Raw genomic sequence first — 21480 nt, 5'->3', positions numbered from 1 at the left:
CTTTTCATTTCAGCTCAGCGGCGCCACACCCCGGTCGCCAGCGTCGCCGGCGAATACTCCAGATTGCGCCCTCGCCACGGCAGCGCCGCCGCAAAACGCCAGGCGCGGCGCACGTCAAATCGCCAATAGCGTTCCGCCCCTTCGACGCCGGGATCCCCTTCCGCCTGCCAGAGGATTTGCGTTTCCCCCTGCAGATGCAGCACGTCGCCGCGATCGAAATCGATGAACAGCAGCGCCGCCCGCGGTTCGGCGAGCAGATTGCCCAACGTGTTCATGTAGCGGTTGCCGCGAAAGTCCGGCATCCACAGCGTGTCGCCTTCCAGATGGATAAAGCCGGGGCGGCCGCCGCGATGGGAAATATCCACGCCGCCCTGCGGCAGTGCCAGGTGCGCGCAGCTGGCGACGAAGCAGGTGTCCGCGGCGCGGATCAGCGCCTGCGCCGCCGCATCCAGCACGGCCAAATGCTCAACCGGCTGCGGCCGGCTGTCCACCGGGTAGAGTTCGCGGCGCTGAATGTACTGCGGGCAGTTGCCGAAGCTTTGCTGAACGAGGATTTCCACCCGGTTTTTGTCGGTGCGGCCGATGGCGCCGTTGGCGCGGTTGCGCCGCCGGTTGCTGAAATCCAGCCCCAGCGCGCCGACCGGCTTGCCGGGCAGCAACAGCGTCTGGGCGGGATCGTCGCTGCGGCGCGGCGCGCTGATGCGTAAATGCGTGTCGTCCGGCGTGCGTAAAAATCCGGGCGGGCCGGTGAACAGGGTGGCGATGGGCCAGCCTTGTTCATCCAGCGTGGCGACAAACAGGTAGGGCAGCGCGGCGAAAAACGCGCGGTGCTGATCCGGCATCGCGGGGTAGATGCCGCCGCCTACGCCGCCAAACCCGGCCAGCGTCTGTGCGCGCAGCTCATCGGGATGGAACAGTTGCGGGATCATGGCGTCAGCTCCCCGCCGGTTCCGGCAGGGCCGGCATGGCAAAGTAGCCGGGCAGTGCAGCGATGCGCGCCGCCCAGCGACGTATCGCAGGGTAAGGCGACAGCGAAATGCCGCCTTCAGCCGCGACCGCCACGTAGCTGTGGCAGGCCAGATCGGCGATGGTGGGGTGTTCGGTGGCCAGGTAGTCCCGCTCGCTCAGGTGCTGTTCCATCTGCGGCAGGAAACGATCGCTGATCGCCCGCGCCGCCTGATAATCCTCCGGCACGGCGAATTGGGCGATCAGTCGGCAAGAGGCCGGGCCGTAGCGAACTTCACCGGCGGCTTTGGAAAGCCAGGCTTGCACTCGCGCCGCCGCGGCCGGCTGTTCCGGCAGCCAGTGGCTGTCCGGCGCATAGCGTTTCACCAGATAGACCAGAATGGCGTTGCTGTCGGCCAGCGTCAGATCGCCGTCCTGCAAGACCGGGATCTGGCCTAACGGGTTGAGCCGGCGAAAGGCTGCGCTCTGCCGCACCTCCGCCGAGGCTTCGACCCATTCATAGGGCAGCGCCAGCATGCGCAGCAGCAACGCTACGCGGTGAACGTGGCCGGAAAGCGGGGTGCCGTAGAGAGTGATGGCGGACATGGCGTTTCTCCTCAGTGCTTTTTGTCAGCATACTCTTGCGCTGAGTGAGCGGAATACGGCAATGTGGAAATTGATAATTTCACTTTTCGGAAGAATCTATGGATCGGCTAGACGAGTTGGCCATCTTCGTGGCGGTGGTGCAGCAGGGCAGCCTGGCGGCGGCCGGGCGCAAACTGCGGCGTTCGGCGCCGGCGATCACCCGGGCGATCGCCGCACTGGAACAGCGTTTTGGCACCCGGCTGGTGGAGCGCACCACCCGACGGCTGGCCCCCACCGAAGCGGGTATGCGGCTGTTGGAACGCGCGCAACAGCTGCTGCAGGATTATCAGGCGGTGGTGCAGGATACCGCAGAAGCGCAGCTGAGCGGCTTGCTGCGCGTTACCTCGCCGGTGCAGTTCGGCCGCCGGTACGTGGCGCCGGTGGTGATGGCATTTCTCGATGACTACCCGCAGATGCAGATCGAAATGGTGTTGAACGATCGCAATCTCGATCTGATTGACGAAGGGTTGGATATCGCGGTGCGCATCGGTCATCTGCAGGACTCTTCCCGCGTGGCGCGGCGGCTGGGGCAGGTCAGCCGGATGACGGTCGCCAGCCCGGATTACCTGGCGCGCTGCGGCGAGCCGCGATCGCCGGCGCAGCTGGCGGAGCACGCCACCATCGTCGGCACCCAGCGGCCGTCGCTGCGCGAATGGCGCTTCGGCCCGCAGGAAAACGGCGAACGGGTGCGATTGGCTCCCCGACTGTTGCTCAACGACGTGGAAGCGCAACTGCTGGCGGTGCGCGCCGGCAAGGGCATCGCCCGGTTGCTCTCTTATCAGGTAGCGGACGATTTGGCCGCCGGTACGCTGGTGCGGCTGTTGACGGATCATGAGCCGTTGCCAATGCCGGTACAGCTGGTGGCGCAGCAGGCGCAACGCATGCCGCTGAAGGTGCGCGCCTTTTGGGATTATGCATTTGAACGGCTCAGCGCCTTGCCGCAAATTCAGCCGGACGGGCGGGGGAAATAAACGCAAAAAGTTTCATGGGTTAAACTTTTTCATTATTCTGCAGGTTTTATTTTACCGGGCGCGCATTGCTGGTGCGCCCGTCTTGACAATAATTTTGGCGGTGCTAATAGTTAATTTACATCTTAAATAATAAACGAAGTTTAATATATGAAACCACTTGCGGGGAGTTATGACAACGGCGCCACGGTGGATAATGAAGCGGCTATTTTGACTTCATTTCAAACTCGCAGCGCGGCTGTTTATAAACAGACGCGCCATGAAAATAATATTGCTTATGGCAACGGCGAACGCGAAACATTTGATTGGCTCTATTCTGCAAAGCAGCACCAGGGGACGTTAATTTTTATTCACGGCGGCTATTGGCAATTCTGCGATAAGGCGGATTTTGCCTTTATCGCCGCCGAACCGTTGGCGTTGGGTTTTGACGTGGTGCTGGTGGAATATGCGCTCGCGCCGGCGGTGGATCTTGACGAAATATGCCGACAGATCGGGGTGGCGTTGAATGCCATTCAGCGCCGCCTGCCGCCGCACTATGCCCATCCGGTTTATCTGTGCGGCCATTCTGCTGGCGGGCATCTGGCGGCGTTCTGGCAGCAGCATGCGTTGGTGGATGCTGTCTTTCCCATCAGCGGCCTGTTCGAGCTGGCGCCGCTGCAACAAAGCTATGTCAATCGGGCGCTGCAGCTGAGCGCGCGGCAAATTGAAACGCTCAGCCCGGCGCGCCGCCTGCCGACGAGCGGCAAGCCGCTTACGCTGTATTACGGCGCATTGGAGCTGCCGGAACTGAGAGGTCAGTCGCAACACTATCATGCGGCGCTGCGTCAACGCGGGCTGCCGGCCGACCTGGTCGCGGTGCCCGGCGCCAATCATTTTACCATTCTGGATGCGTTGTTCGCCGCCGACGGCGCGCTGCTTCGCCAACTTAACCACCACGGGAACCACTGACATGCGCGAGATCGTAGAAACCGGGCTGCCGGAGATCGGCCAGCCTTTTTCCTGGGCCACCCGGGGCGGCGGCATGCTGTTTACCGCTCACGGCCCGGTGCGGGCGGACGGCAGCATCGACACCGGCGCGCCGGAGCGACAGATTACGCTGACCTTCGATAATCTGGCGCAGACGCTGAAGGCGGCGGGCAGCCACAGCGATAAGGTTCTGCAGGTGATCGTGTATCTCACCGACGTCAATGACGTTAAATTACTCGATGATATTTACCGGAAATACTTTAATTATCCTTATCCCAATCGCTCCACGGTCATTGTCGAAAAATTGGTGGTGCCGGGAATGAAAATAGAAATTACCGTCAGCGCCATCGCCTGATTTAATTTCTTCTTAAGTCAATCTTCATATTAATTCAATAACGAGTTAAGGATGCGTCATGTTTAAACAGATTGCACCTTCCGCCGCCGATCCTATTATGTCGCTGATGGAAGCCTATTTGCAGGATCCCAATCCGAAAAAAGTGAATTTAGGCATTGGGCTTTATTACGACCGACAGGGGAATATTCCGCTGATGCAGGCGGTTGCGGCCGCCGAGCAGCGGTTGCTGGCGCTGCGTCGCCCGCACGGTTATCCGCCGATCGAAGGTTCGCCGCAGTTCGCTCGCCAGGTGCAGACGCTGCTGTTCGGTGAACAACAGGCGGCCGAGATCGCCACGGTGCAGACCGTCGGCGGCTCCGGCGCGTTGAAGCTGGCGGCGGATTTTTTGCGCCACTTTCTGGCGCGCGGTGAAATTTGGGTGTCCGATCCCACCTGGGCCAATCACTGGGCGATTTTCGAAGGCGCCGGGCTGCGGGTGAATACCTATCCCTACTTTGATGAAGCGGCGGGCGGCCTGCGTTTCGCCGCCATGCTCGACGCGTTGGACAGCCTGCCGCCCGGCAGCGTGGTCCTGTTGCATCCTTGTTGCCATAACCCGACCGGCACCGATCTGACGGCGGAGCAGTGGCGCGCCACGCTCGCCGTGCTGCAGCGGCGTAACCTGCTGCCGCTGTTCGATATCGCCTATCAGGGCTTCGGCGACGGGCTGGAGGAGGACTGCTTTGCGTTGCGCGAAGCGCTGAAAACCGATCTGCCATTTTTGGTCTGCAACTCGTTTTCCAAAAACGTCGCGCTGTACGGCCAGCGTCTGGGCGCGCTGTCGGTGCGCTGCGTCGATGCGGAAAACGCCGTCAACGTCAAAGGGGCGTTAAAAACGCTGATCCGCCGCAGCTATTCCTGCCCGCCGACGCACGGCAGCCAGATCGTGGAAACCCTGCTTGGCGATGCCGAACTCGGCGAGCTTTGGCGCGATGAGCTGGCGGAAATGCGCGTGCGCATCAAGCAAATGCGTGAACAGCTGGCCGCCGGCCTGGCGCAGGGCGGTTCTTCGCTGGATCATCGGCGCATACGCGATCAGCGCGGCATGTTCAGCTATACCGGCCTGAATGAAGCGCAGCTGCAGACTCTGCGACAGCGCTACGCCATCTATCTGGTCTCACCCGGCCGCATGTGCTTGCCGGGGCTCAATCCCGGCAACATTGACTACGTGACCGCCGCCATTCTCGACGTCACCCGTACCGCCTAACTCCGCCCGGGAGCACAGCCATGCCACAGATGAATGATTTTGAGCATATCGCCCGCCGTCAGGGCGGGTTGAACAAGCATCTTACCGCCGGACAGATGTCGATGCTGGCGATCGGCGGCGCCATCGGCACCGGGCTGTTTCTTGGCAGCGCCTACGCCATTCAGATGGCGGGGCCGTCGGTATTGCTGAGCTACCTGATCGGTGGCGTCATTGCGCTGCTGCTGATGGGCAGCCTGGCGGAAATGACCTCCGAACACCCGACGCCCGGCTCGTTCGGCGACTATGCCGAATTCTATCTCGGCCCGCTGTTCGGTTTTCTGGTGCGTTATTCTTACTGGTCTTGCGTGGTGCTGGCGGTGGGCACCGAAGTCACCGCCATCGGCATGTACATGCAGTTCTGGTTCCCGGCGACGCCGACCTGGCCGTGGGTGCTGCTGTTCTCGGCGGCGGTGATCGTTGTTAACGTGATCGGCGTGAAATCGTTCGGCCAGGTGGAATACGCGCTGTCCACCGTCAAAGTGACGGCGATCGTGGCGTTTATTCTGATCGGCATCGGCATTCTGGCGTTCTCGGGCAACCCGGCCTATGGCCTGCGCAACCTGACCGCCGGCGGCTTTATGCCGTTTGGCGTCAAGGGCATGTGGTTCGCGGTGATCGTGTCCATCTTCAGCTACTTGAGCATTGAAATGATCGCGGTGGCCGCCGGCGAGGCGAAGAATCCGGTGATTGCGGTGAAGGCGGCGTTCAAGGGCACCATCGTGCGGCTGTTCATCTTCTACATGCTGTCGATCGCCCTGATGCTGGCCATCGTGCCCTGGCACCAGTCCGGCACCGGCGAAAGCCCGTTCCTGATGGCGATGAACGTGATCCATCTGCCCGCCGCCGCCGGTATTTTCAACTTTATCGTGCTGGTGGCGGCGCTGTCGGCAATGAACAGCCAGCTGTATATCACCACTCGCATGATGTTCTCGCTGTCGCGCGCCGGGCAGGCGCCGGCGGCGTTGGGGCGCGTCAGCCGGCGCGGTATTCCGGTCAATGCACTGGCGATGTCGTGCATCGGTATCGTGGTGTCTATCGTGCTGAGCCTGGTGGCGCCGAAAACCTCGTTCGCCGCCATGATGTCTATCTCGGTGTATGGCGCCTGCTTTACCTGGCTGATGATTTTCGTCACCCACCTGTTCTTCCGCCGCCGGCATCGGCAGACCCACCTGAAATTTCGCATGTGGGGCTTTCCTTATACCACCTTGCTCGGCGCCGGGCTGATGGCGGCGTTGATGATCTCGACCGCGTTTACCGAATTTTTCCGCATGACGTTGTGGTTCGGTATTCCGTTCACCCTGTTGCTGGTGGTGGCTTATCACTTCCAGAGCCGCCGCGCGGCTGTGCCGTCGCCGCTCAAGGCGCCGGAAGTGAAGTAATGCGGGGGAGGGGCTGAGGCGCGCCTTCAGCCCTTGCGACTACAGCTGGCTTTTCGGGATCAGGTGGTCGCCGAAACTCAGGCGTTGGCGGCCCGGTTCGATTTCGGCCAGCGGCGCCACTTCGTGCAGCGAGGATTTGCAGCGCTGCACCAGATCCTGATACTCGCGGGTGCCGGCGATCTTCCAGGCCAGCTCCTGTTCGGTCAGATCGCGCAGCACGCGCGCCGGGCTGCCGACCACCAGCTTGTTGGCTTCGATCACCGCCGCGGCTTTGACGAACGCCATCGCGCCGACGATGGTGTTCTCGCCGATCTCCGCACCGTCCATCACCACCGCGTTCATGCCCACCATCGCGTTGCGGCGAATGCGGCAGCCATGCAGGATGGCGCCGTGGCCGATATGGCCGTCTTCTTCCACCACCGTGTCCTGCTGCGGGAAGCCGTGCATCACGCAGTTGTCCTGAATGTTGGCGCCGTCGCAGATCACCAGGCGGCCAAAATCGCCGCGCAGGCTGGCGTTCGGGCCGATATACACGTGCTTGCCGACGATCACGTCGCCGATCAGCACCGCGGTCGGGTGCACGTAACTGCTGGGGTCAACGACCGGCGTCAGGCCGTCAATCTGATACACAGGCATAGCGTGAGTTCCTTAATATGTAGGGTCGCGCGGCAGGCCGCCGAAGCGCCGATAGTAGCCGGCGGCCGGCGCGGGCAGGGCGCCGATGGTGGTCTCCGCCAGCGCGCTGACGTACTCCGTCGCGGCGCGATCGACCTGCTGATAGAGATTGATGCACAGATTGCGGGCGATCTGGCCCTCCCATTGGGCGGGCAGCAGCGCGTCCGGCAGCAACGGATCTTTCAACACCACGCGACGGAAGAAGTGAATCAATAATAGCTTAATCTGGAAGCAGCGCAGCGGCGTCAGCGCCGCCGGGTCGACTTCGCGCAGCAGCGCCATCAGCGGCCGGAAGGAGACGATAAACTCGTGATAGCCGGCCGCCACGTCGCTGAGCGACCAACAGTCGGCCACCAGTTTCTGCAGGGTTTGCTCGGAGCGGTTATAGGGGTAATCGGCGCGAAAGTAGATCACCTGCTCGCTGGCGTTCAGTTCGCCGAGCAGCGCCGTCACGTCGGTCTGCGCATGGGTGGGGGCGGCCATCAGATTGTTGGCGATTTGCCCGAACCCGAGCCAGCCCAGCTCTTTTTTCAGCCGCGCGCGCGCGTTTTTTTCGGCGCATTCCAGCAGCAACAGCTCCCACTTGCCGTCCCAAGCGGGCTGCTCGCGCAGATAGATCTTCGATTCGGCGTGGCGGAACTGGCGCATTCCCTGCTCGGTCACGCGGTAGAAGCTGCGGCGGCCGATTTTCTCCACCGCCAGCCAACCTTCTTTTTGCAGGCGGAACACCGAGGTGCGCACGAAACGATCGCCGAAACCGAAGGCCTCCAGCAGCGCGCTCAGGCTGCCGAGCCACACTTCGCCGCCGCGGTGGCTGAGCGCGTCGCCGTACAGCGAAATGATCAGCGAGGTGCCGCTGATCGGCTGCGCGTCGACGGCATGGCGAATGAACTCATCCAGTTTATGTTCCATATTTTTCCATGGGTTAGCCTTCGATGAGCCACAACATTACGCCTAATTTGGGGCGGCGTCATCCGTGACGCCGCGCGCCTCAGCGCGGCCGCAGATCGACCACGCGCTGCGCCTTGCCTTCCGAGCGAGGAATATCGCCGCAGTTGGCGATGCTGACGTCGGTGCTGACGCCCACGATCGATTTAATGTGATGGCGCAGCTGGTGGCAGATATCGCAACGCTGTTGATGGCTGAGGCTGAGCGCCGATTCTTTCAGTTCGACGCGCACCGCCAGCGTGTCCAGATGCCCACTGCGGCTGACCTGCAGCTGATAGTGCGGCGACAGCTGCTCGAACTGCATGATCTGTTCTTCCACCTGCGACGGGAAGACGTTGACGCCGCGAATGATCAGCATGTCGTCGGAGCGGCCGGTGATCTTGCCCATGCGGCGCATCTGGCGCGCGTCGCCCGGCAGCAGCCGGGTGAGATCGCGAGTGCGGTAGCGGATCACCGGCAGCGCCTCTTTGGTCAGGGTGGTAAACACCAGTTCGCCGTGCTCGCCGTCCGGCAGGGCGACGCCGGTCTCCGGGCAGATGATCTCCGGCAGGAAGTGGTCTTCCCAGATGGTGGGGCCGCCGCCGCTTTCCAGACACTCCATCGCCACGCCCGGCCCCATCACCTCCGACAGGCCATAGATATCCAGCGCCTTGATGCCCATGCGGGATTCGATTTCGTGGCGCAGGGCTTCGGTCCAGGGTTCGGCGCCGAACACGCCGAGCCGCAGCGAACAGCCGCGCGCGTCGCCGCCCATCTTGCGTTCCAGTTCGTCGATCAGCGTCAGGCAATAGGACGGCGTCACCATGATGATGTCGGGTTTGAAGTCGAGGATCAGCTGCGCCTGGCGTTCCGTCTGCCCGCCGGACATCGGGATCACCGTCGCGCCGAGCCGCTCCGCGCCGTAGTGCGCCCCCAGGCCGCCGGTGAACAGGCCGTAGCCGTAGGCGACGTGCACCTTGTCTTTGGCGGTGGCGCCGCCGGCGCGCAGGCAGCGGGCGACGATATCGGCCCAGTTATCGATGTCGCGCTGGGTGTAGCCCACCACCGTCGGGCGGCCGGTGGTGCCCGAGGAGGCGTGGATGCGCACCACCTGCTCCATCGGCACCGCGAAGGTGTCGAACGGGTAGTTGTCGCGCAGATCCTGCTTGGTGGTGTAGGGGAAGCGCGCCAGATCGCTCAGCTGCTTAAGATCGTCGGGGTGTACGCCGGCCTGGTCGAATTTGCGTTTGTACATCGGCACATTGTCGTAGGCGTGGTGCAGCGTCCACTTCAAACGCGCCAACTGCAACGCTTCAATCTCATCGCGCGAGGCGAATTCGATCGTTTCGAGGGGCTGTGGATTTATTGTCATGGTTAGCCTCAGGGGTCAGACACGCTCAATGATCATGGCGATGCCTTGGCCGACGCCGATGCACATGGTGCACAGAGCGTAGCGGCCGGCTCGCCGTTCCAGTTCAAACAGGGCGGCCAGCGCCAGGCGCGCGCCGCTCATGCCCAGCGGGTGCCCCAGAGCGATCGCGCCGCCGTTGGGGTTAACCTGCGGGGCATCGTCCGGCAGGCCAAGCTGGCGCATCACCGCCAACGCCTGGGCGGCGAACGCTTCGTTCAGTTCGATGACGTCCATCTGCGCCAGGCTCAGCCCGGCGATCTCCAGCACCTTGCGGGTGGCCGGCAGCGGACCGATGCCCATCAGGCGCGGCTCCACGCCGCAGGTGGCGGTGGCAAGGATGCGTGCGCGCGGCGTCAGGCCCTGGCGCGCCGCCATCGCTTCGGAGGCGACGATCAGCGCCGCCGCGCCGTCGTTCAGGCCCGAGGCGTTGCCGGCGGTGACGCTGCCGGGCTGACGGAACGGGGTTTTCAGCGCCTGCAGCTGCTCGAAGGTGGTGTCGGCGCGCGGGTGTTCATCCTGGCTGAACAGGGTGACCGCGCCTTTTTTACCGGTGAGGCTGACCGGGGCTATCTCCTGCGCCAGGTGGCCCAGCGCCTGCGCCCGGGCGGCGCGCTGCTGGCTGCGCAGCGCAAAGGCGTCCTGATCGGCGCGGCTGATATTGAACTGCGCCGCGACGTTTTCGGCGGTCTCCGGCATCGAATCGGTGCCGAACTCGGCCTGCATCCGCGGATTGACGAAGCGCCAGCCGAGGGTGGTGTCGTACAGCTGTGCCTGGCGGCTGAAGGCGCTGTCGGCCTTGCCCATCACCAGCGGCGCGCGGGTCATCGATTCCGCGCCGCCGGCCAGCAGCAGCCCGGCGTCGCCGGCCCTGATGCTGCGCGCCGCCATCGCCAGCGCATCCAGGCCCGAACCGCACAGGCGGTTCACCGTAGTGCCGGAAACGCCGACCGGCAATCCGGCCAGCAGCAGCGCCATGCGCGCCAGATTGCGGTTGTCTTCCCCGGCCTGGTTGGCGCAGCCGAGGATCACATCGTCCAGCTGCGCCCAATCCACCTGTGGATAGCGCTCCAGCAGCACGCGCAGCGGCAGGGCGGCGAGGTCGTCGGCGCGCACCTGGGCCAGCGCGCCGCCATAGCGGCCGATCGGGGTGCGCACGCCGTCGCAGATAAATGCCTGATTCATGCCCGATCTCCTAAAATGCTGTGACCGAGGCGGTGCGCGCGGCCACGGAACCAGGCGACGGTTTTGCCCAGTTGGTTAACGATCTCGACGTCGTACAGCCCGGTGGCTTTGCCCTGGTGGCGCACCGCCGCGCTGGCGGTGAGGCGATCGCCGGCCAGCGCCGGGCGGACGAAGTCGATGCTGCAGCCGGAGGCCACCGCCGCCAACCCCTGGCTGTTGCAGGCGTAGGCGAAGGCGGTGTCCGCCAGGCTGAACAGCTGGCCGCCGTGGCAGGTCTGGTGGCCATTGAGCATCTGCGGGCCGACGGTCATGCTGACCTGAGCGTACCCGGCGTCGACGGCGTCGATATGCATCCCCATCGCCTGAGCGCAGGTATCTTGCTGGAACATCTGTTCGGCGCAGCGCTGAGCCAGCGCGCGCGGCGTATTGGCGTTCATCGTTCGGCTCCTGAGAAAGAGGCGGGGGAAGCGAAGCGGCGCAGCAGCGGCATCGGGCGATAGCGCGCTTCGCCGTAATAGCGTTGCAGGTTTTCCAGCGTCGTCAGAATGTGGCGCCAGCCGAGTGCGGCGCCCCAGGCCAGCGGGCCGCGCGGATAGTTGACGCCGCGCAGCATCGCCAGATCGGTATCTTCGGCGCCGGCGACGCCTTTGTTCACCACGTCGAGCGCTTCGTTGGCCAGCATGGCCAGAGTGCGCATCGTCAGCAGGCCGGGATAATCCGGCAGTTGAATGACCTGCTTGCCGAGGGACTGCAGCAGGCGAATCGCGTTGGCATTGTGTTGCGCGTCGTTTTGCGCCGCGCAGCTGATGGCGATGGCGGAGGCATGCGCATAGTCGGCACAGAGATCGAACAGCACCACGGGCGTTCCACGTTCGTCGGCCAGTTGGCCGGCGGTTTTACCATTGGTTAACATCAGTGTAACGTCGTCGATCGTGAGGTACGGGCTGGTCTGGCCAGGTTGTTTGATCGCCCCCGCATTTTCGATCAACAGTTCCGCCAAATCGGCCAGCGAAGACCAGTCGCCGTGCAGCGTGACGCGTTGCGGCGGCGCGGCCTGCGCCGGCGGCGCAAAGGCGATCATCTCTGCGGCGGGGCGTTGCGCGTCGTAGCGGTAGAAGCCGCGGCCGGATTTGCGGCCGAGATGTCCGGCGGCCACCAGCTCCTGCTGCACCAGTGAGGGGGTGAAGCGCGGATCCTGGTAGAAGGCCTGATACACCGAGTCGGTCACGGCGTAATTGACGTCCTGGCCGATCAGGTCGGTCAACTGCAGCGGGCCCATGGCGAAGCCGCCGGCGTCGCGCATGACTGCATCCAGGGTGGCGGCGTCGGCCACCCGTTCCTCCAGCGCGCGCAGGGTTTCGGCGTAGAATGGCCGCGCCACGCGGTTGACGATGAATCCCGGCGTCGAGCGGCACACGACGCTCTGCTTACCCCAGCGCTGCGCCAGGGCCTGCAGCGCGGCGAGGGTCTCGGCCCCGGTTTCCAGACCGCTGACGATCTCCACCAGCTTCATCAGCGGCGCCGGGTTGAAGAAGTGCAGCCCGGCCATGCGCGCCGGGTGTTGCAAGGCGCCGGCGATGGCGGTGATTGACAGCGAGGAGGTATTGCTGGCGAACAGCGCCGTGGGCGAGCAGACCGCTTCCAGATCGCGGAACAGGCTCTGCTTGATCGCCAGATTTTCCGCCACCGCTTCAATCACCAGCGCGCAGTCGGCCAGTTGCTCGAGCGAGTCGGCGCGTTCGAGACGCGCCAGCAGCGCCTCGGTGGCGTTTGCGTCGGCCTTGCCGCCGTCGACCCGCTGCCGCAGGCGGCGAGCGAGTTCGTCGATCGCGCGCTGGGCGGCGGCGGGCGCGATATCGAACAGCCGTACCGGGTGGCCGGCGGCGGCGGCCACCTGGGCGATGCCGATGCCCATGGTGCCGGCGCCGATCACCGCCACCTGGCCATTAAGAAGGGGCGCGTTCATGGCTATTTCCCGCTGAAATTTGGCGTGCGTTTGGCGAAGAATGCGCTGACGCCTTCGCGATAGTCGTCGCTGCGGCCCCCCAATCGCTGCAGATCGCGTTCCAGATCGAGCTGTTGATCGAGGCTGTTGGTGGCCGAGCTGTAGATGGCTTTCTTGATTAGCCCCAAACCGTAGGTCGGCTGGGTGGCCAGATGGCGCGCCAGCGTTTGCGTGCGGTCGGCCAATTCATCCGCCGGCACCACCTGCCAGATCATGCCCCACTCCAGCGCCTGTTGAGCGCTGATTTTGTCACCCAGCAAGGCCATGCCCATCGCGCGGGCGTGGCCGGCCAGCCGCGGCAGGAACCAACTGCCGCCGGAATCAGGCACCAACCCCAGACGGCAGAACGACTGAATAAAGCCGGCGTTGTCGGCGGCGATGACGATATCGCACGCCAGGGCCAGCGCGGCGCCGGCGCCGGCCGCCACGCCGTTGACTGCGCATACCACCGGTTTGGGCAGGGCGGTCAGGCGGCGGATCAGGGGGTTGTAGAAACGTTCGACCGACAGGCCGAGATCCGGCGCCTGTTGATCGGCGCTGACGTTGCGATCGTTGAGATCCTGCCCGGCGCAGAAACCGCGCCCGGCACCGGCGATCAGCAGGCAGCGCACGCTGTCGTCGCGCTCGGCTTGCGTCAGCGCTTCGCTCAGCTGGCGATGCATCTCGTCGTTAAAGCTGTTGAGCCGATCCGGCCGGTTGAGGGTCAGCGTCAACACGCCGGCGTCGAGATGGCTGAGAATCAATGCGTTATCCATAAATCAGCGCCCCTGATAGTTTGGCGTACGTTTTTCGAAAAAGGCGGCGATGCCTTCGCGGCGATCGTCGGTGGCGGCCAGGGTGACAAATTGCTGACGCTCAATCGCCAGCCCCTGGCTAAGGCCGATTTCCTCGGCCTGTTTCAGCGCCTGTTTGGCGGCGCGCAGCGCCAGCGGCGCCTGGCGGCTGATGCGATCGGCAATCTGCTGCGTGCGCTCCAGCGTCAGGGCATCGACACATACTTCGCTGATCAGGCCGGCCTGCAGCGCGGTGCGGGCGTCGATGGCTTCGCCGGTCAGTACCATCTGGCTGGCGCGCGCCTTGCCGACGCAGCGGATCAGACGCTGGGTGCCCCCGGCGCCCGGCATCAGGCCGAGGGTGATCTCCGGCAGGCCGAAGCGGGCGCTTTCGCCGCCGATGACGATGTCGCAGGCCAGCGCCAGCTCGCAGCCGGCGCCCAGGGCATAACCGTTCACCGCCGCCAGCAGCGGTTTGCTGAACTGCGTCAGCCGTTGCCACAGCTGCGGACGGCGATCCGCCAGCGTGGCCGGCAGATCCTGCTGTTGCAGTTCGCGCAGATCGGCGCCGGCGGCGAAGAAGCGCGCCGCGCCGGCGATCACCACGGCGCCCACGCCGCTGTCGGCGTCGGCCTGCTCCAGCCGGGCAACCAGCTGTTCCAGACACGGCGTGCTTAGGGCGTTACGCGCCTCCGGGCGATGCAGCGTCAGCGTGACCACGCGGTGTTGCTGCTGATGCAAAATAAAGGGGGTGTCCATCGCGGCTCCTAGACGTCGAAGTCCAACACCACGCCGTCGCCTTTCGGCCACGACTGGCAGCTCAATACATAGCCCGCCGCCAACTGATCCGGCTCCAGGCTGTAGTTGACGCCCATCTCCACCTGGCCGGCCTTGAGACGGCATTTGCAGGTGGCGCACACGCCGCCTTTGCAGGCGTAGGGCAGATCGGCGCCCTGGCGCAGCGCGGCATCGAGAATGCTGTCGTCCTGTTCGCCGACCTCGATATCCAACCGGCGGCCGTCGAGCAGGATCGCCACCCGGGTGGCGTTGCGATCGCCGCTGTGGCGCGGGCGGGTGACCAGGCCGCTGGTGTTGAAGCGTTCGCTGTGGATGTGATTGGCCGGTACGCCGGCCTGCTCCAGCACGGTCTGCGCGTCGTCCATCATCGATTCCGGCCCGCAGATAAAGGCGTGGTCATAGTCGCGGAAATCCAGCAGCGCGCCGCCGATCGCCGCCAGGCGTTCACGGTCTATGCGGCCGCTGAGCAGCGGGCTGTCGAGGCTCTCCTGGCTGAACAGGTACAGCGGCTGAAAACGCTGCGGGTAGCGGTTTTTCAGATCCGACAGCGCCTCTTTGAACATCATCGAACGGCTGTTGCGGTTGCCGTAGATCAGGGTGAAACTGCTGCCCGGTTCGAACTGCAGCGTTGCCTTGATGATCGACAGCATCGGTGTGATGCCGGAGCCGGCGGCGATCGCCAGGTAGTTGCCGTGGCGCTCCGCCTGCGGCTGATAGCCGAAGCGCCCCTGCGGCACCATCACTTCCAGCGCATCGCCGACTTTCAGCATGCGGTTGACGAAGCCGGAGAAACGGCCCTGATCAATCGCTTTTACGCCGATCTGCAGCAGGCCTTCCTGCGGCGAACTGCAGATGGAATAGCAACGCCGCAGTTCTTCGCCGTTGACTAGCGCCTTGAGCGTCAGGTGCTGGCCGGGGGTATAGCGGTATTGGTTTTGCAGCTCTTCGGGCACCCGCAGGGTGATGGCTACGGCGTCCGGCGTTTCGCGCTCGATGGCGGCGACGCTCAGGCGATGAAAGACCGTCATGGTGTCAGCGCTCCTATATGCATTTGAAATAGTCGAACGGTTCCCGGCAGTCGCAACAGCGGTACAGCGCTTTACAGGCGGTGGAGCCGAACTCGCTGATCTTCTCGCTGTGGGTGCTGCCGCAGCGTGGGCAGGCTACCGGGCCGTGGGCATGCAGCCGATCGCAGGTGTGGCCCTGCGGCGGCGCTACGCCGTATTGCCGCAGCCGCTCGCGGGCGTCGGCGTTCATCCAATCAGTGGTCCAGGCCGGGCTGAGACGGATGTCCACCTGCACCGGGCTGAAGCCGGCGGCCGTCAGCCGCTGCTCAATGGCGTTGAGCAGAAATTCGGTGGCCGGGCAGCCGGAATAGGTTGGGGTGAAGGTCACGCGCCAGCCGCTGCCGTCGCGGGCCACGTCGCGCACCATGCCCAAATCGGTGATGGACAGCACCGGCAGCTCGGGATCGCTGATCTGTTGCAGACAGTGCCAAATCTGCGGGATTTCAGCGGGTTGCAAACGAGTGACGTTCATCGCAGCCTCCTACCATTGGCCGTTTGGATAGGCGCGTTGCAGGAACTGCATCTCCGCCAGCAGCGGGCCGAGGTGTTCACTGTGTCGGCCTTGTTTGCCGCCGTGCCGGAACGCCTGCTCGGCGGGCAGCGTCAACGTCGCCTGGCGCAGCGTCTCCTCCACCTGCGCTTGCCAGGGAGCCTGCAGCTGGCGTGGATCGACGGCGATGCCCTGTTCCGCCAGCTCAAGCTCCAGCGCGTCGGCGTGGAACAGCTCGGCGGTGAAGCGCCACAGGTTATCCAGCGACTGCTGGATCTTGCGGTGGCTGATGTCGTTGCCGTCGCCGAGGCGGATCATCCAGCCGCGGCTGAAGCGCAGGTGGTAATCGGCCTCCTTCAATGACTTGGCGGCGATGGCGGCGATCTGCGCATCGCCGCTGCGGCTCAACGCCTGATGCAGCTGCACGTGGTAGACGTCGAGCAGGAACTGGCGCACCAACGTGTCGTTGAAACCGCCGTTCGGCTGTTCCGCCAGCAACAGGTTATGAAACTGGCGTTCGTCGCGGCCGAAGGCCAGGCTGTCTTCGCTGCAGGGCGGCCCGGCCAGTTCGGCGGCGTAGCTCAGGAAGTTGCGCGCCTGGCCGAGCAGATCGAGCCCGATGTTGGCCAACGCCAGATCGATTTCCAGCTCGGGCGCGTGGCCGCACCAGGCGCACAGACGCTGGGCGAGGATCAAAGGCGTGTCGCCCTGGCGGAGCAAATAGCTGATGCGCGGATCGTTAACCGTCATGGTCGCCTCTACATGTTCTTGATGCCGTCGGGAATGGTGTAAAACGTCGGATGACGGTAGATCTTGTCTTCGGACGGATCGAAGAAGGCGCCGCGGTCTTCCGGCTGCGAGGCGATCAGATGGCGGGATTGCACCACCCAAATCGAGCAGCCTTCATTACGGCGCGTGTAGGCGTCGCGGGCGTTTTCCAGCGCCATTTGGTCGTCGGCGGCGTGCAGGCTGCCGACGTGGCGATGCGCCAGCCCTTGTTTGCTGCGGATAAACACTTCATACAGCGGCCATTCAACGTGGCTCATGATCTCGGTTCCTTATGTTGGCTATGCGGCGGAAGCGGCGTTTTTCGCGGCGTGAGCCATGGCGCCGTCACGCACCCAGGCGCCGTCTTCCCAGGCGCGGCGTTTGGCCTGCAGGCGTTCGTGGTTACATTGGCCACGCCCTTTGATCACCTCATGCAGCTCGCTCCAGTCGATCTCGCCGAAGTGATAGTGGCCGGCGGCGGCATCCCAGTGCAGATCCGGATCCGGCGCCGTCATGCCCAGCGCTTCCAGCTGCGGTACGGTGTTGTCGACGAACTTCTGCCGCAGCTCATCGTTGCTGTGGCGTTTGATCTTCCACGCCATGCTCTGGGCGCTGTGGGGGGAGTCGGCGTCGCTCGGGCCGAACATCATCAGCACCGGCCACCAGAAGCGATCGATGGCGTCCTGCAGCATGGCGCGCTGCGTGTCGCTGCCGTTGGCCATCGCCATTACCGCCTCGTAGCCCTGGCGCTGGTGGAAGCTTTCCTCTTTGCAGATCTTCACCATCGCCCGCGCATAGGGGCCGTAGGACGCGCGGCACAGCGCCACCTGGTTGACGATGGCGGCGCCGTCGACCAGCCAGCCGATCACGCCGATATCCGCCCAGTTGAGCGTGGGGTAATTGAAGATAGAGGAGTACTTCATCTTGCCGTCGAGCATCTTTTGGTAGATGTCCTGGCGCGAACAGCCGAGGGTCTCGGCGGCGCTGTAGAGGTACAGACCGTGGCCGGCCTCATCCTGCACTTTGGCCAGCAGCACCGCTTTACGGCGCAGCGTGGGGGCGCGCGTCAGCCAGTTGGCTTCCGGCAGCATGCCGATGACTTCCGAGTGGGCGTGTTGGCCGATTTGCCGAATCAGGTTCTGACGATAGGCGTCCGGCATCCAGTCTTTGGCCTCAATGGCGATATCCGCCGCGATCTTGTCGTCGAAATGCTGCTGATACTGTGCGTCAGTTGTCATGCTTGCCTCTTGGTGATTCGTATTTTTCACATTAAATATAAAAATGTGAATCACTTTAACTAACCATAAGGCTACAAACTGATAACAAAAAGATCAAACGAGATTTATGTGGTTTTGCGAGCTCACTCACAAGTGTTTGTGTTAATTATTTGATTTTATTTAATAAATAAAAGCAATGACTCCGTATTAACGCCGGAAAATCGGCTTGAAAGCGCTTCTTGTTCTTTTTTTGTTAAAATTGAGTTTGGCGTCTACTGGCATTTATGTGATACGTAATTAAGCTGTATGGTGAAAATTTATGAATTCCGGAGGGCACATGCAGCAGTTACACAGTTATCTTTCTGGCGCCTGGGTGTACGGGCAGGGAGAGGCGCGCGAGATCCGTCACGCCGTGACCGGCGAAGCGTTGTACCAGGTCTGCTCCGACGGCCTGCCGTTAGCGGCGAGCCTGAGCTATGCGCGCAGCCACGGCGGCCCGGCGCTGGCGCACATGACATTCCAGCAGCGCGCCCAGATGCTGAAAGCGGTGGCGAAACACCTGCTGGCGCATAAAGAGGCGCTGTATCAGATTTCCTATCAAACCGGCGCGACGCGCGGCGACGGCTGGGTCGATATCGAAGGCGGCATCGCCACGCTGTTCGCCTATGCCGGCATGGCCGGCCGCGATCTGCCGGATGATACGCTGTGGCCGGAAGATGAGCTGATCCCGCTGTCGAAGCAGGCGCAGTTCGCCGCCCGCCACGTATTGACCTCGCGCCCCGGCGTGGCGCTGCATATCAACGCCTTCAACTTCCCTTGCTGGGGCATGCTGGAAAAACTGGCGCCGACCTGGCTGGCGGGCATGCCGGCCATCATCAAGCCGGCCACCGCCACCGCGCAACTGACGCAGGCGATGGTCAGGCTGATTGTCGACAGCGGGCTGGTGCCGGAAGGGGCGCTGCAGTTGGTATGCGGCGGCGTCGGCGACATGTTTGCGCACCTGGATTACCAGGATGCGGTGACCTTTACCGGCTCGGCGCAGACCGGGCAGCGGCTGCGGGCGCATCCGCGCCTGTTGGAAAAATCGATCGCGTTCACCATGGAGGCGGATTCGCTCAACTGCTGCGTGCTGGCGGAAGACGTGACGCCGGAGATGCCGGAATTTGCGCTGTTTATCAAAGAAGTGTGCCGTGAAATGACTGCCAAGGCGGGGCAGAAATGCACCGCGATCCGCCGCATCATCGTGCCGGCGGCGCAGGTGGCGGCGGTACGTCAGGCCTTGTTGCAGCGTCTGGCGGGAGTGACGGTGGGCGACCCGCAGTTGGAGCAGGTGCGCATGGGGGCGCTGGTCAGCCACGAGCAGCGTGATGATGTGCAAAGCAAGGTGGAGTTCCTGCTGCGCAACGGCTGCGAACCGCTGTGCGGCGCGTCGCTGGATAAGCTGGAAGTCATGGGCGACGGCGCGCGCGGCGGGGCGTTTTATCCGCCGACCCTGCTGTATTGCGCCGATCCGTTCACCCATCAGCCGGTGCACGGCACTGAGGCCTTCGGCCCGGTGGCGACGCTGATGCCGTATGCGGATACCGAGCAGGCGATCGCGTTGGCGTTGCTGGGGCAGGGCAGCCTGGCGGGATCGCTGGTGACCGCCGATCCGGCATTGGCCAAGCGATTCATTCGCGCGGCGGCGTGCGCCCATGGCCGCATGTTGATTTTGGATGAACAGGCGGCGGCGGAGTCCACCGGCCACGGTTCGCCGCTGCCGATGCTGGTGCACGGCGGCCCGGGGCGCGCCGGCGGCGGTGAAGAGCTGGGTGGACTGCGCGCGGTGAAGCACTATATGCAGCGCACGGCGATCCAGGGCAGCCCGGCGATGCTGGCGGCCATCGGCGGCGAATGGGTGCGCGGCGCGCCGGTCGCCGAACACCCGGTGCACCCGTTCCGGAAATACTTCGAGCAGCTGCAGCTGGGCGACAGCCTGTTGACCGCGCGCCGCACCGTGACCGAAGCGGATATCGTCAACTTCGCCTGCCTGAGCGGCGACCACTTTTACGCGCACATGGACAAGATCGGCGCTGCCGATTCGCTGTTCGGCGAGCGGGTGGCGCACGGTTACTTTGTGGTGTCCGCCGCGGCTGGGCTGTTTGTCGACGCCGCCGTCGGGCCGGTGATCGCCAACTATGGCATGGAGAATCTGCGCTTTATCGAACCGGTGAAGATCGGCGACACCATTCAGGTGCGGCTGACCTGCAAAAAGAAAATCCGCAAGCCGCAAAAAACCGCCGAAGATCGGCCGCACGGCGTGGTGGTGTGGGATGTTCAGGTGTTGAATCAGGAGCAGCAACCGGTGGCGCTGTACAGCATCCTGACGCTGGTGGCGCGCCAGCAAGGGGACTTCGAGGCATAATGCGCGTTTCGCCGCCGCCGGCATCCCGGCGGCGGCGAGTCATTCAGATCAGCGGCTGCCCGCGCAGCTGTTCCAACACTTTCAGCGGCGAACGCTGCGGATCCTGCATCTTGTTCACCGGCAACAGGAAGGTCTGTTCCAACATAAACTGGCCGCCCATCGCGGCGTGCGGCGTTTGATCCGAGAAGCAAATCCAGCTGCTGCCCGGCGGGAATTCCAGCGCCAGCTGCGGACCCCGTTGCTGATAATCACCGTCGGCCTTCATGGCGTCATGCAACTGCAGCATCAGGTGGTCATAATGGCTGCGCCGGGTTTTGGTGATGCGCACCTGGTGCTGCAGCCAGCTGCTGAAGGCGGAATAGCGCGCGAGGCGCGGCATAAAGCGTTGCGCAAGTTCAGGAAACGGCTCGCCGACGCGCCATTGGCGACGCTCGCCGTGCGGGTTGATGTTGGTGAAAATGCGCAGAATGCGTTCGCCGTAGTTCGGGCGCGACGGGAAAGCGTCAACGTGCAGGCGGCTGTCGTCTTTGCGCCAGGAACTGGTCGCCCGCCAGGCGGAAACCGGGTGCAAACGCAGGCTGCCGGTGGGGTGGTGCAGCGCCTCCTGATACTCGGGCAACAGCCCGGCGATCAGCTGGCGGCAAGATTGATAATAGCGCTCCAGCAGTTGCTGAACCTGTTGCCGGCGTTCCGCGACGGCGACGCCGCTCAGTTTGCCGGACAGCGGTTGATAGCTGATGTTTTTGCGCTTCGGATCGACCAACGTCGGATCCAGCAGCGGCATTTCCTGCTCAGATAGAGTGAAGGCCAGCTCGGGCAGAAACAGCACCTTGCCCTGTTCCAGTTCGCTGACCGCGCTGGATGCTTCCGCTGCCGCCCATTGTCGCAACGGCAGCGTCAGGACGGCCTGTTCACGCATAATATCGCCAGTAGGCATGAGATCTCCTCGCAAATCTATATCGCTTTATTCCCGCTTTCAGGTTGCCGCGTGGTTGGCTGCACTGGCTTGCGCCGTGGCTGGCTGGAGCGGCGTCAACAGGCCGCCCAATTGCAACGTGAAATTTGTGGGTTCTATTATGGATGTATCAGCAGGGCGCAGTGCGCCGAAGCGTGCGATGGCTTCCTGATATAGAGAATAGTCCTGATAAGAGTATCACCGGCAATACCAATGAAAAGTAAACGAGGGCTAAACGGAGCTACGTGTAGGCACGAATAATCAA

22 protein-coding genes are annotated in these 21480 nt (G+C 63.6%); 6 read left to right on the top strand and 16 right to left on the bottom strand.

Features of this window, described 5'->3' with window-relative positions:
- Window positions 1-14: 14 nt before the first annotated feature.
- Window positions 15-929, bottom strand: coding sequence for a pyridoxamine 5'-phosphate oxidase family protein (locus tag ACTJJ6_RS18720; RefSeq protein ID WP_440803308.1), 915 nt, complete (start codon window positions 927-929; stop codon window positions 15-17).
- Window positions 930-933: 4 nt separating this feature from the next.
- Window positions 934-1551: a glutathione S-transferase family protein gene (locus ACTJJ6_RS18715; RefSeq protein WP_440803306.1), complete on the bottom strand. Its 618-nt coding sequence runs from the start codon at window positions 1549-1551 to the stop codon at window positions 934-936.
- A gap of 98 nt (window positions 1552-1649) precedes the next feature.
- Here ACTJJ6_RS18715 and ACTJJ6_RS18710 point away from each other — a divergent pair, with 98 nt between their 5' ends.
- The 5 genes from ACTJJ6_RS18710 to ACTJJ6_RS18690 all read left to right on the top strand — a co-directional run bounded on the left by ACTJJ6_RS18710 (window position 1650) and on the right by ACTJJ6_RS18690 (window position 6543).
- Window positions 1650-2561: a LysR family transcriptional regulator gene (locus ACTJJ6_RS18710; protein WP_115436221.1), complete on the top strand. Its 912-nt coding sequence runs from the start codon at window positions 1650-1652 to the stop codon at window positions 2559-2561.
- A gap of 147 nt (window positions 2562-2708) precedes the next feature.
- Window positions 2709-3506: an alpha/beta hydrolase gene (locus tag ACTJJ6_RS18705; RefSeq protein ID WP_193842885.1), complete on the top strand. Its 798-nt coding sequence runs from the start codon at window positions 2709-2711 to the stop codon at window positions 3504-3506.
- 1 nt (window position 3507) lies between these two features.
- Window positions 3508-3879 carry a RidA family protein gene (locus tag ACTJJ6_RS18700; RefSeq protein ID WP_033639957.1) on the top strand — a complete coding sequence of 124 codons (372 nt, stop codon included), beginning with the start codon at window positions 3508-3510 and terminating at the stop codon, window positions 3877-3879.
- 58 nt (window positions 3880-3937) lie between these two features.
- Window positions 3938-5125 (top strand): amino acid aminotransferase, encoded by a 1188-nt coding sequence (locus ACTJJ6_RS18695; RefSeq protein WP_164053018.1) that lies wholly within the window; start codon window positions 3938-3940, stop codon window positions 5123-5125.
- A 20-nt stretch (window positions 5126-5145) separates the two neighbouring features.
- Window positions 5146-6543 carry an amino acid permease gene (locus ACTJJ6_RS18690; RefSeq protein WP_440803303.1) on the top strand — a complete coding sequence of 466 codons (1398 nt, stop codon included), beginning with the start codon at window positions 5146-5148 and terminating at the stop codon, window positions 6541-6543.
- A 39-nt stretch (window positions 6544-6582) separates the two neighbouring features.
- On the opposite strand, the gene paaY is transcribed toward ACTJJ6_RS18690, so the two are convergent.
- The 13 genes from paaY to paaA all read right to left on the bottom strand — a co-directional run bounded on the left by paaY (window position 6583) and on the right by paaA (window position 17877).
- Window positions 6583-7179 (bottom strand): phenylacetic acid degradation protein PaaY, encoded by a 597-nt coding sequence (paaY, locus tag ACTJJ6_RS18685; protein ID WP_016927186.1) that lies wholly within the window; start codon window positions 7177-7179, stop codon window positions 6583-6585.
- A gap of 12 nt (window positions 7180-7191) precedes the next feature.
- A complete protein-coding gene (gene paaX / locus ACTJJ6_RS18680) occupies window positions 7192-8130 on the bottom strand; it encodes a phenylacetic acid degradation operon negative regulatory protein PaaX (protein WP_016927187.1) in 939 nt (312 codons plus the stop codon).
- Between the two features lie 79 nt (window positions 8131-8209).
- Entirely contained in the window at window positions 8210-9517 is a 1308-nt protein-coding gene (paaK, locus tag ACTJJ6_RS18675) for a phenylacetate--CoA ligase PaaK (protein ID WP_004935199.1), read from the bottom strand.
- Window positions 9518-9532: 15 nt separating this feature from the next.
- Entirely contained in the window at window positions 9533-10738 is a 1206-nt protein-coding gene (pcaF, locus tag ACTJJ6_RS18670; RefSeq protein WP_097101777.1) for a 3-oxoadipyl-CoA thiolase, read from the bottom strand.
- Window positions 10735-11175, bottom strand: a complete 441-nt coding sequence (gene paaI / locus ACTJJ6_RS18665) for a hydroxyphenylacetyl-CoA thioesterase PaaI (protein ID WP_079449876.1) — start codon at window positions 11173-11175, stop codon at window positions 10735-10737. The genes pcaF and paaI overlap by 4 nt, the downstream gene beginning before the upstream one ends.
- Window positions 11172-12704: a 3-hydroxyacyl-CoA dehydrogenase gene (locus ACTJJ6_RS18660; protein ID WP_193842882.1), complete on the bottom strand. Its 1533-nt coding sequence runs from the start codon at window positions 12702-12704 to the stop codon at window positions 11172-11174. The genes paaI and ACTJJ6_RS18660 overlap by 4 nt, the downstream gene beginning before the upstream one ends.
- A 2-nt stretch (window positions 12705-12706) precedes the next feature.
- A complete protein-coding gene (paaG, locus tag ACTJJ6_RS18655; protein WP_015378353.1) occupies window positions 12707-13498 on the bottom strand; it encodes a 2-(1,2-epoxy-1,2-dihydrophenyl)acetyl-CoA isomerase PaaG in 792 nt (263 codons plus the stop codon).
- 3 nt (window positions 13499-13501) lie between these two features.
- A complete protein-coding gene (paaF, locus tag ACTJJ6_RS18650) occupies window positions 13502-14275 on the bottom strand; it encodes a 2,3-dehydroadipyl-CoA hydratase PaaF (protein ID WP_193842881.1) in 774 nt (257 codons plus the stop codon).
- Window positions 14276-14283: 8 nt separating this feature from the next.
- On the bottom strand, window positions 14284-15342 hold the full coding sequence (paaE, locus tag ACTJJ6_RS18645) for a 1,2-phenylacetyl-CoA epoxidase subunit PaaE (protein ID WP_049300292.1): 1059 nt from the start codon (window positions 15340-15342) through the stop codon (window positions 14284-14286).
- Window positions 15343-15355: 13 nt separating this feature from the next.
- Window positions 15356-15853 (bottom strand): 1,2-phenylacetyl-CoA epoxidase subunit PaaD, encoded by a 498-nt coding sequence (gene paaD / locus ACTJJ6_RS18640; protein WP_049300291.1) that lies wholly within the window; start codon window positions 15851-15853, stop codon window positions 15356-15358.
- A gap of 9 nt (window positions 15854-15862) precedes the next feature.
- Complete coding sequence (gene paaC / locus ACTJJ6_RS18635; RefSeq protein ID WP_016927195.1) at window positions 15863-16621, bottom strand: 1,2-phenylacetyl-CoA epoxidase subunit PaaC; 759 nt, start codon at window positions 16619-16621, stop codon at window positions 15863-15865.
- Window positions 16622-16629: 8 nt separating this feature from the next.
- A complete protein-coding gene (paaB, locus tag ACTJJ6_RS18630; protein ID WP_004935173.1) occupies window positions 16630-16917 on the bottom strand; it encodes a 1,2-phenylacetyl-CoA epoxidase subunit PaaB in 288 nt (95 codons plus the stop codon).
- 21 nt (window positions 16918-16938) lie between these two features.
- Window positions 16939-17877 (bottom strand): 1,2-phenylacetyl-CoA epoxidase subunit PaaA, encoded by a 939-nt coding sequence (gene paaA, locus ACTJJ6_RS18625; protein ID WP_049300290.1) that lies wholly within the window; start codon window positions 17875-17877, stop codon window positions 16939-16941.
- Window positions 17878-18193: 316 nt separating this feature from the next.
- Between paaA and paaZ the strand changes: the two genes are divergently transcribed.
- Entirely contained in the window at window positions 18194-20260 is a 2067-nt protein-coding gene (gene paaZ, locus ACTJJ6_RS18620) for a phenylacetic acid degradation bifunctional protein PaaZ (RefSeq protein ID WP_440803297.1), read from the top strand.
- Window positions 20261-20303: 43 nt separating this feature from the next.
- On the opposite strand, the gene ACTJJ6_RS18615 is transcribed toward paaZ, so the two are convergent.
- Window positions 20304-21197, bottom strand: a complete 894-nt coding sequence (locus ACTJJ6_RS18615) for a Kdo hydroxylase family protein (protein ID WP_028128136.1) — start codon at window positions 21195-21197, stop codon at window positions 20304-20306.
- Between the last annotated feature and the right edge of the window lie 283 nt (window positions 21198-21480).

It is taken from the genome of Serratia sp. 22278 (assembly GCF_052045405.1).
Classification (GTDB): Bacteria; Pseudomonadota; Gammaproteobacteria; order Enterobacterales; family Enterobacteriaceae; genus Serratia; species Serratia marcescens.
This window is presented reverse-complemented; position numbering and strand designations above follow the sequence as displayed.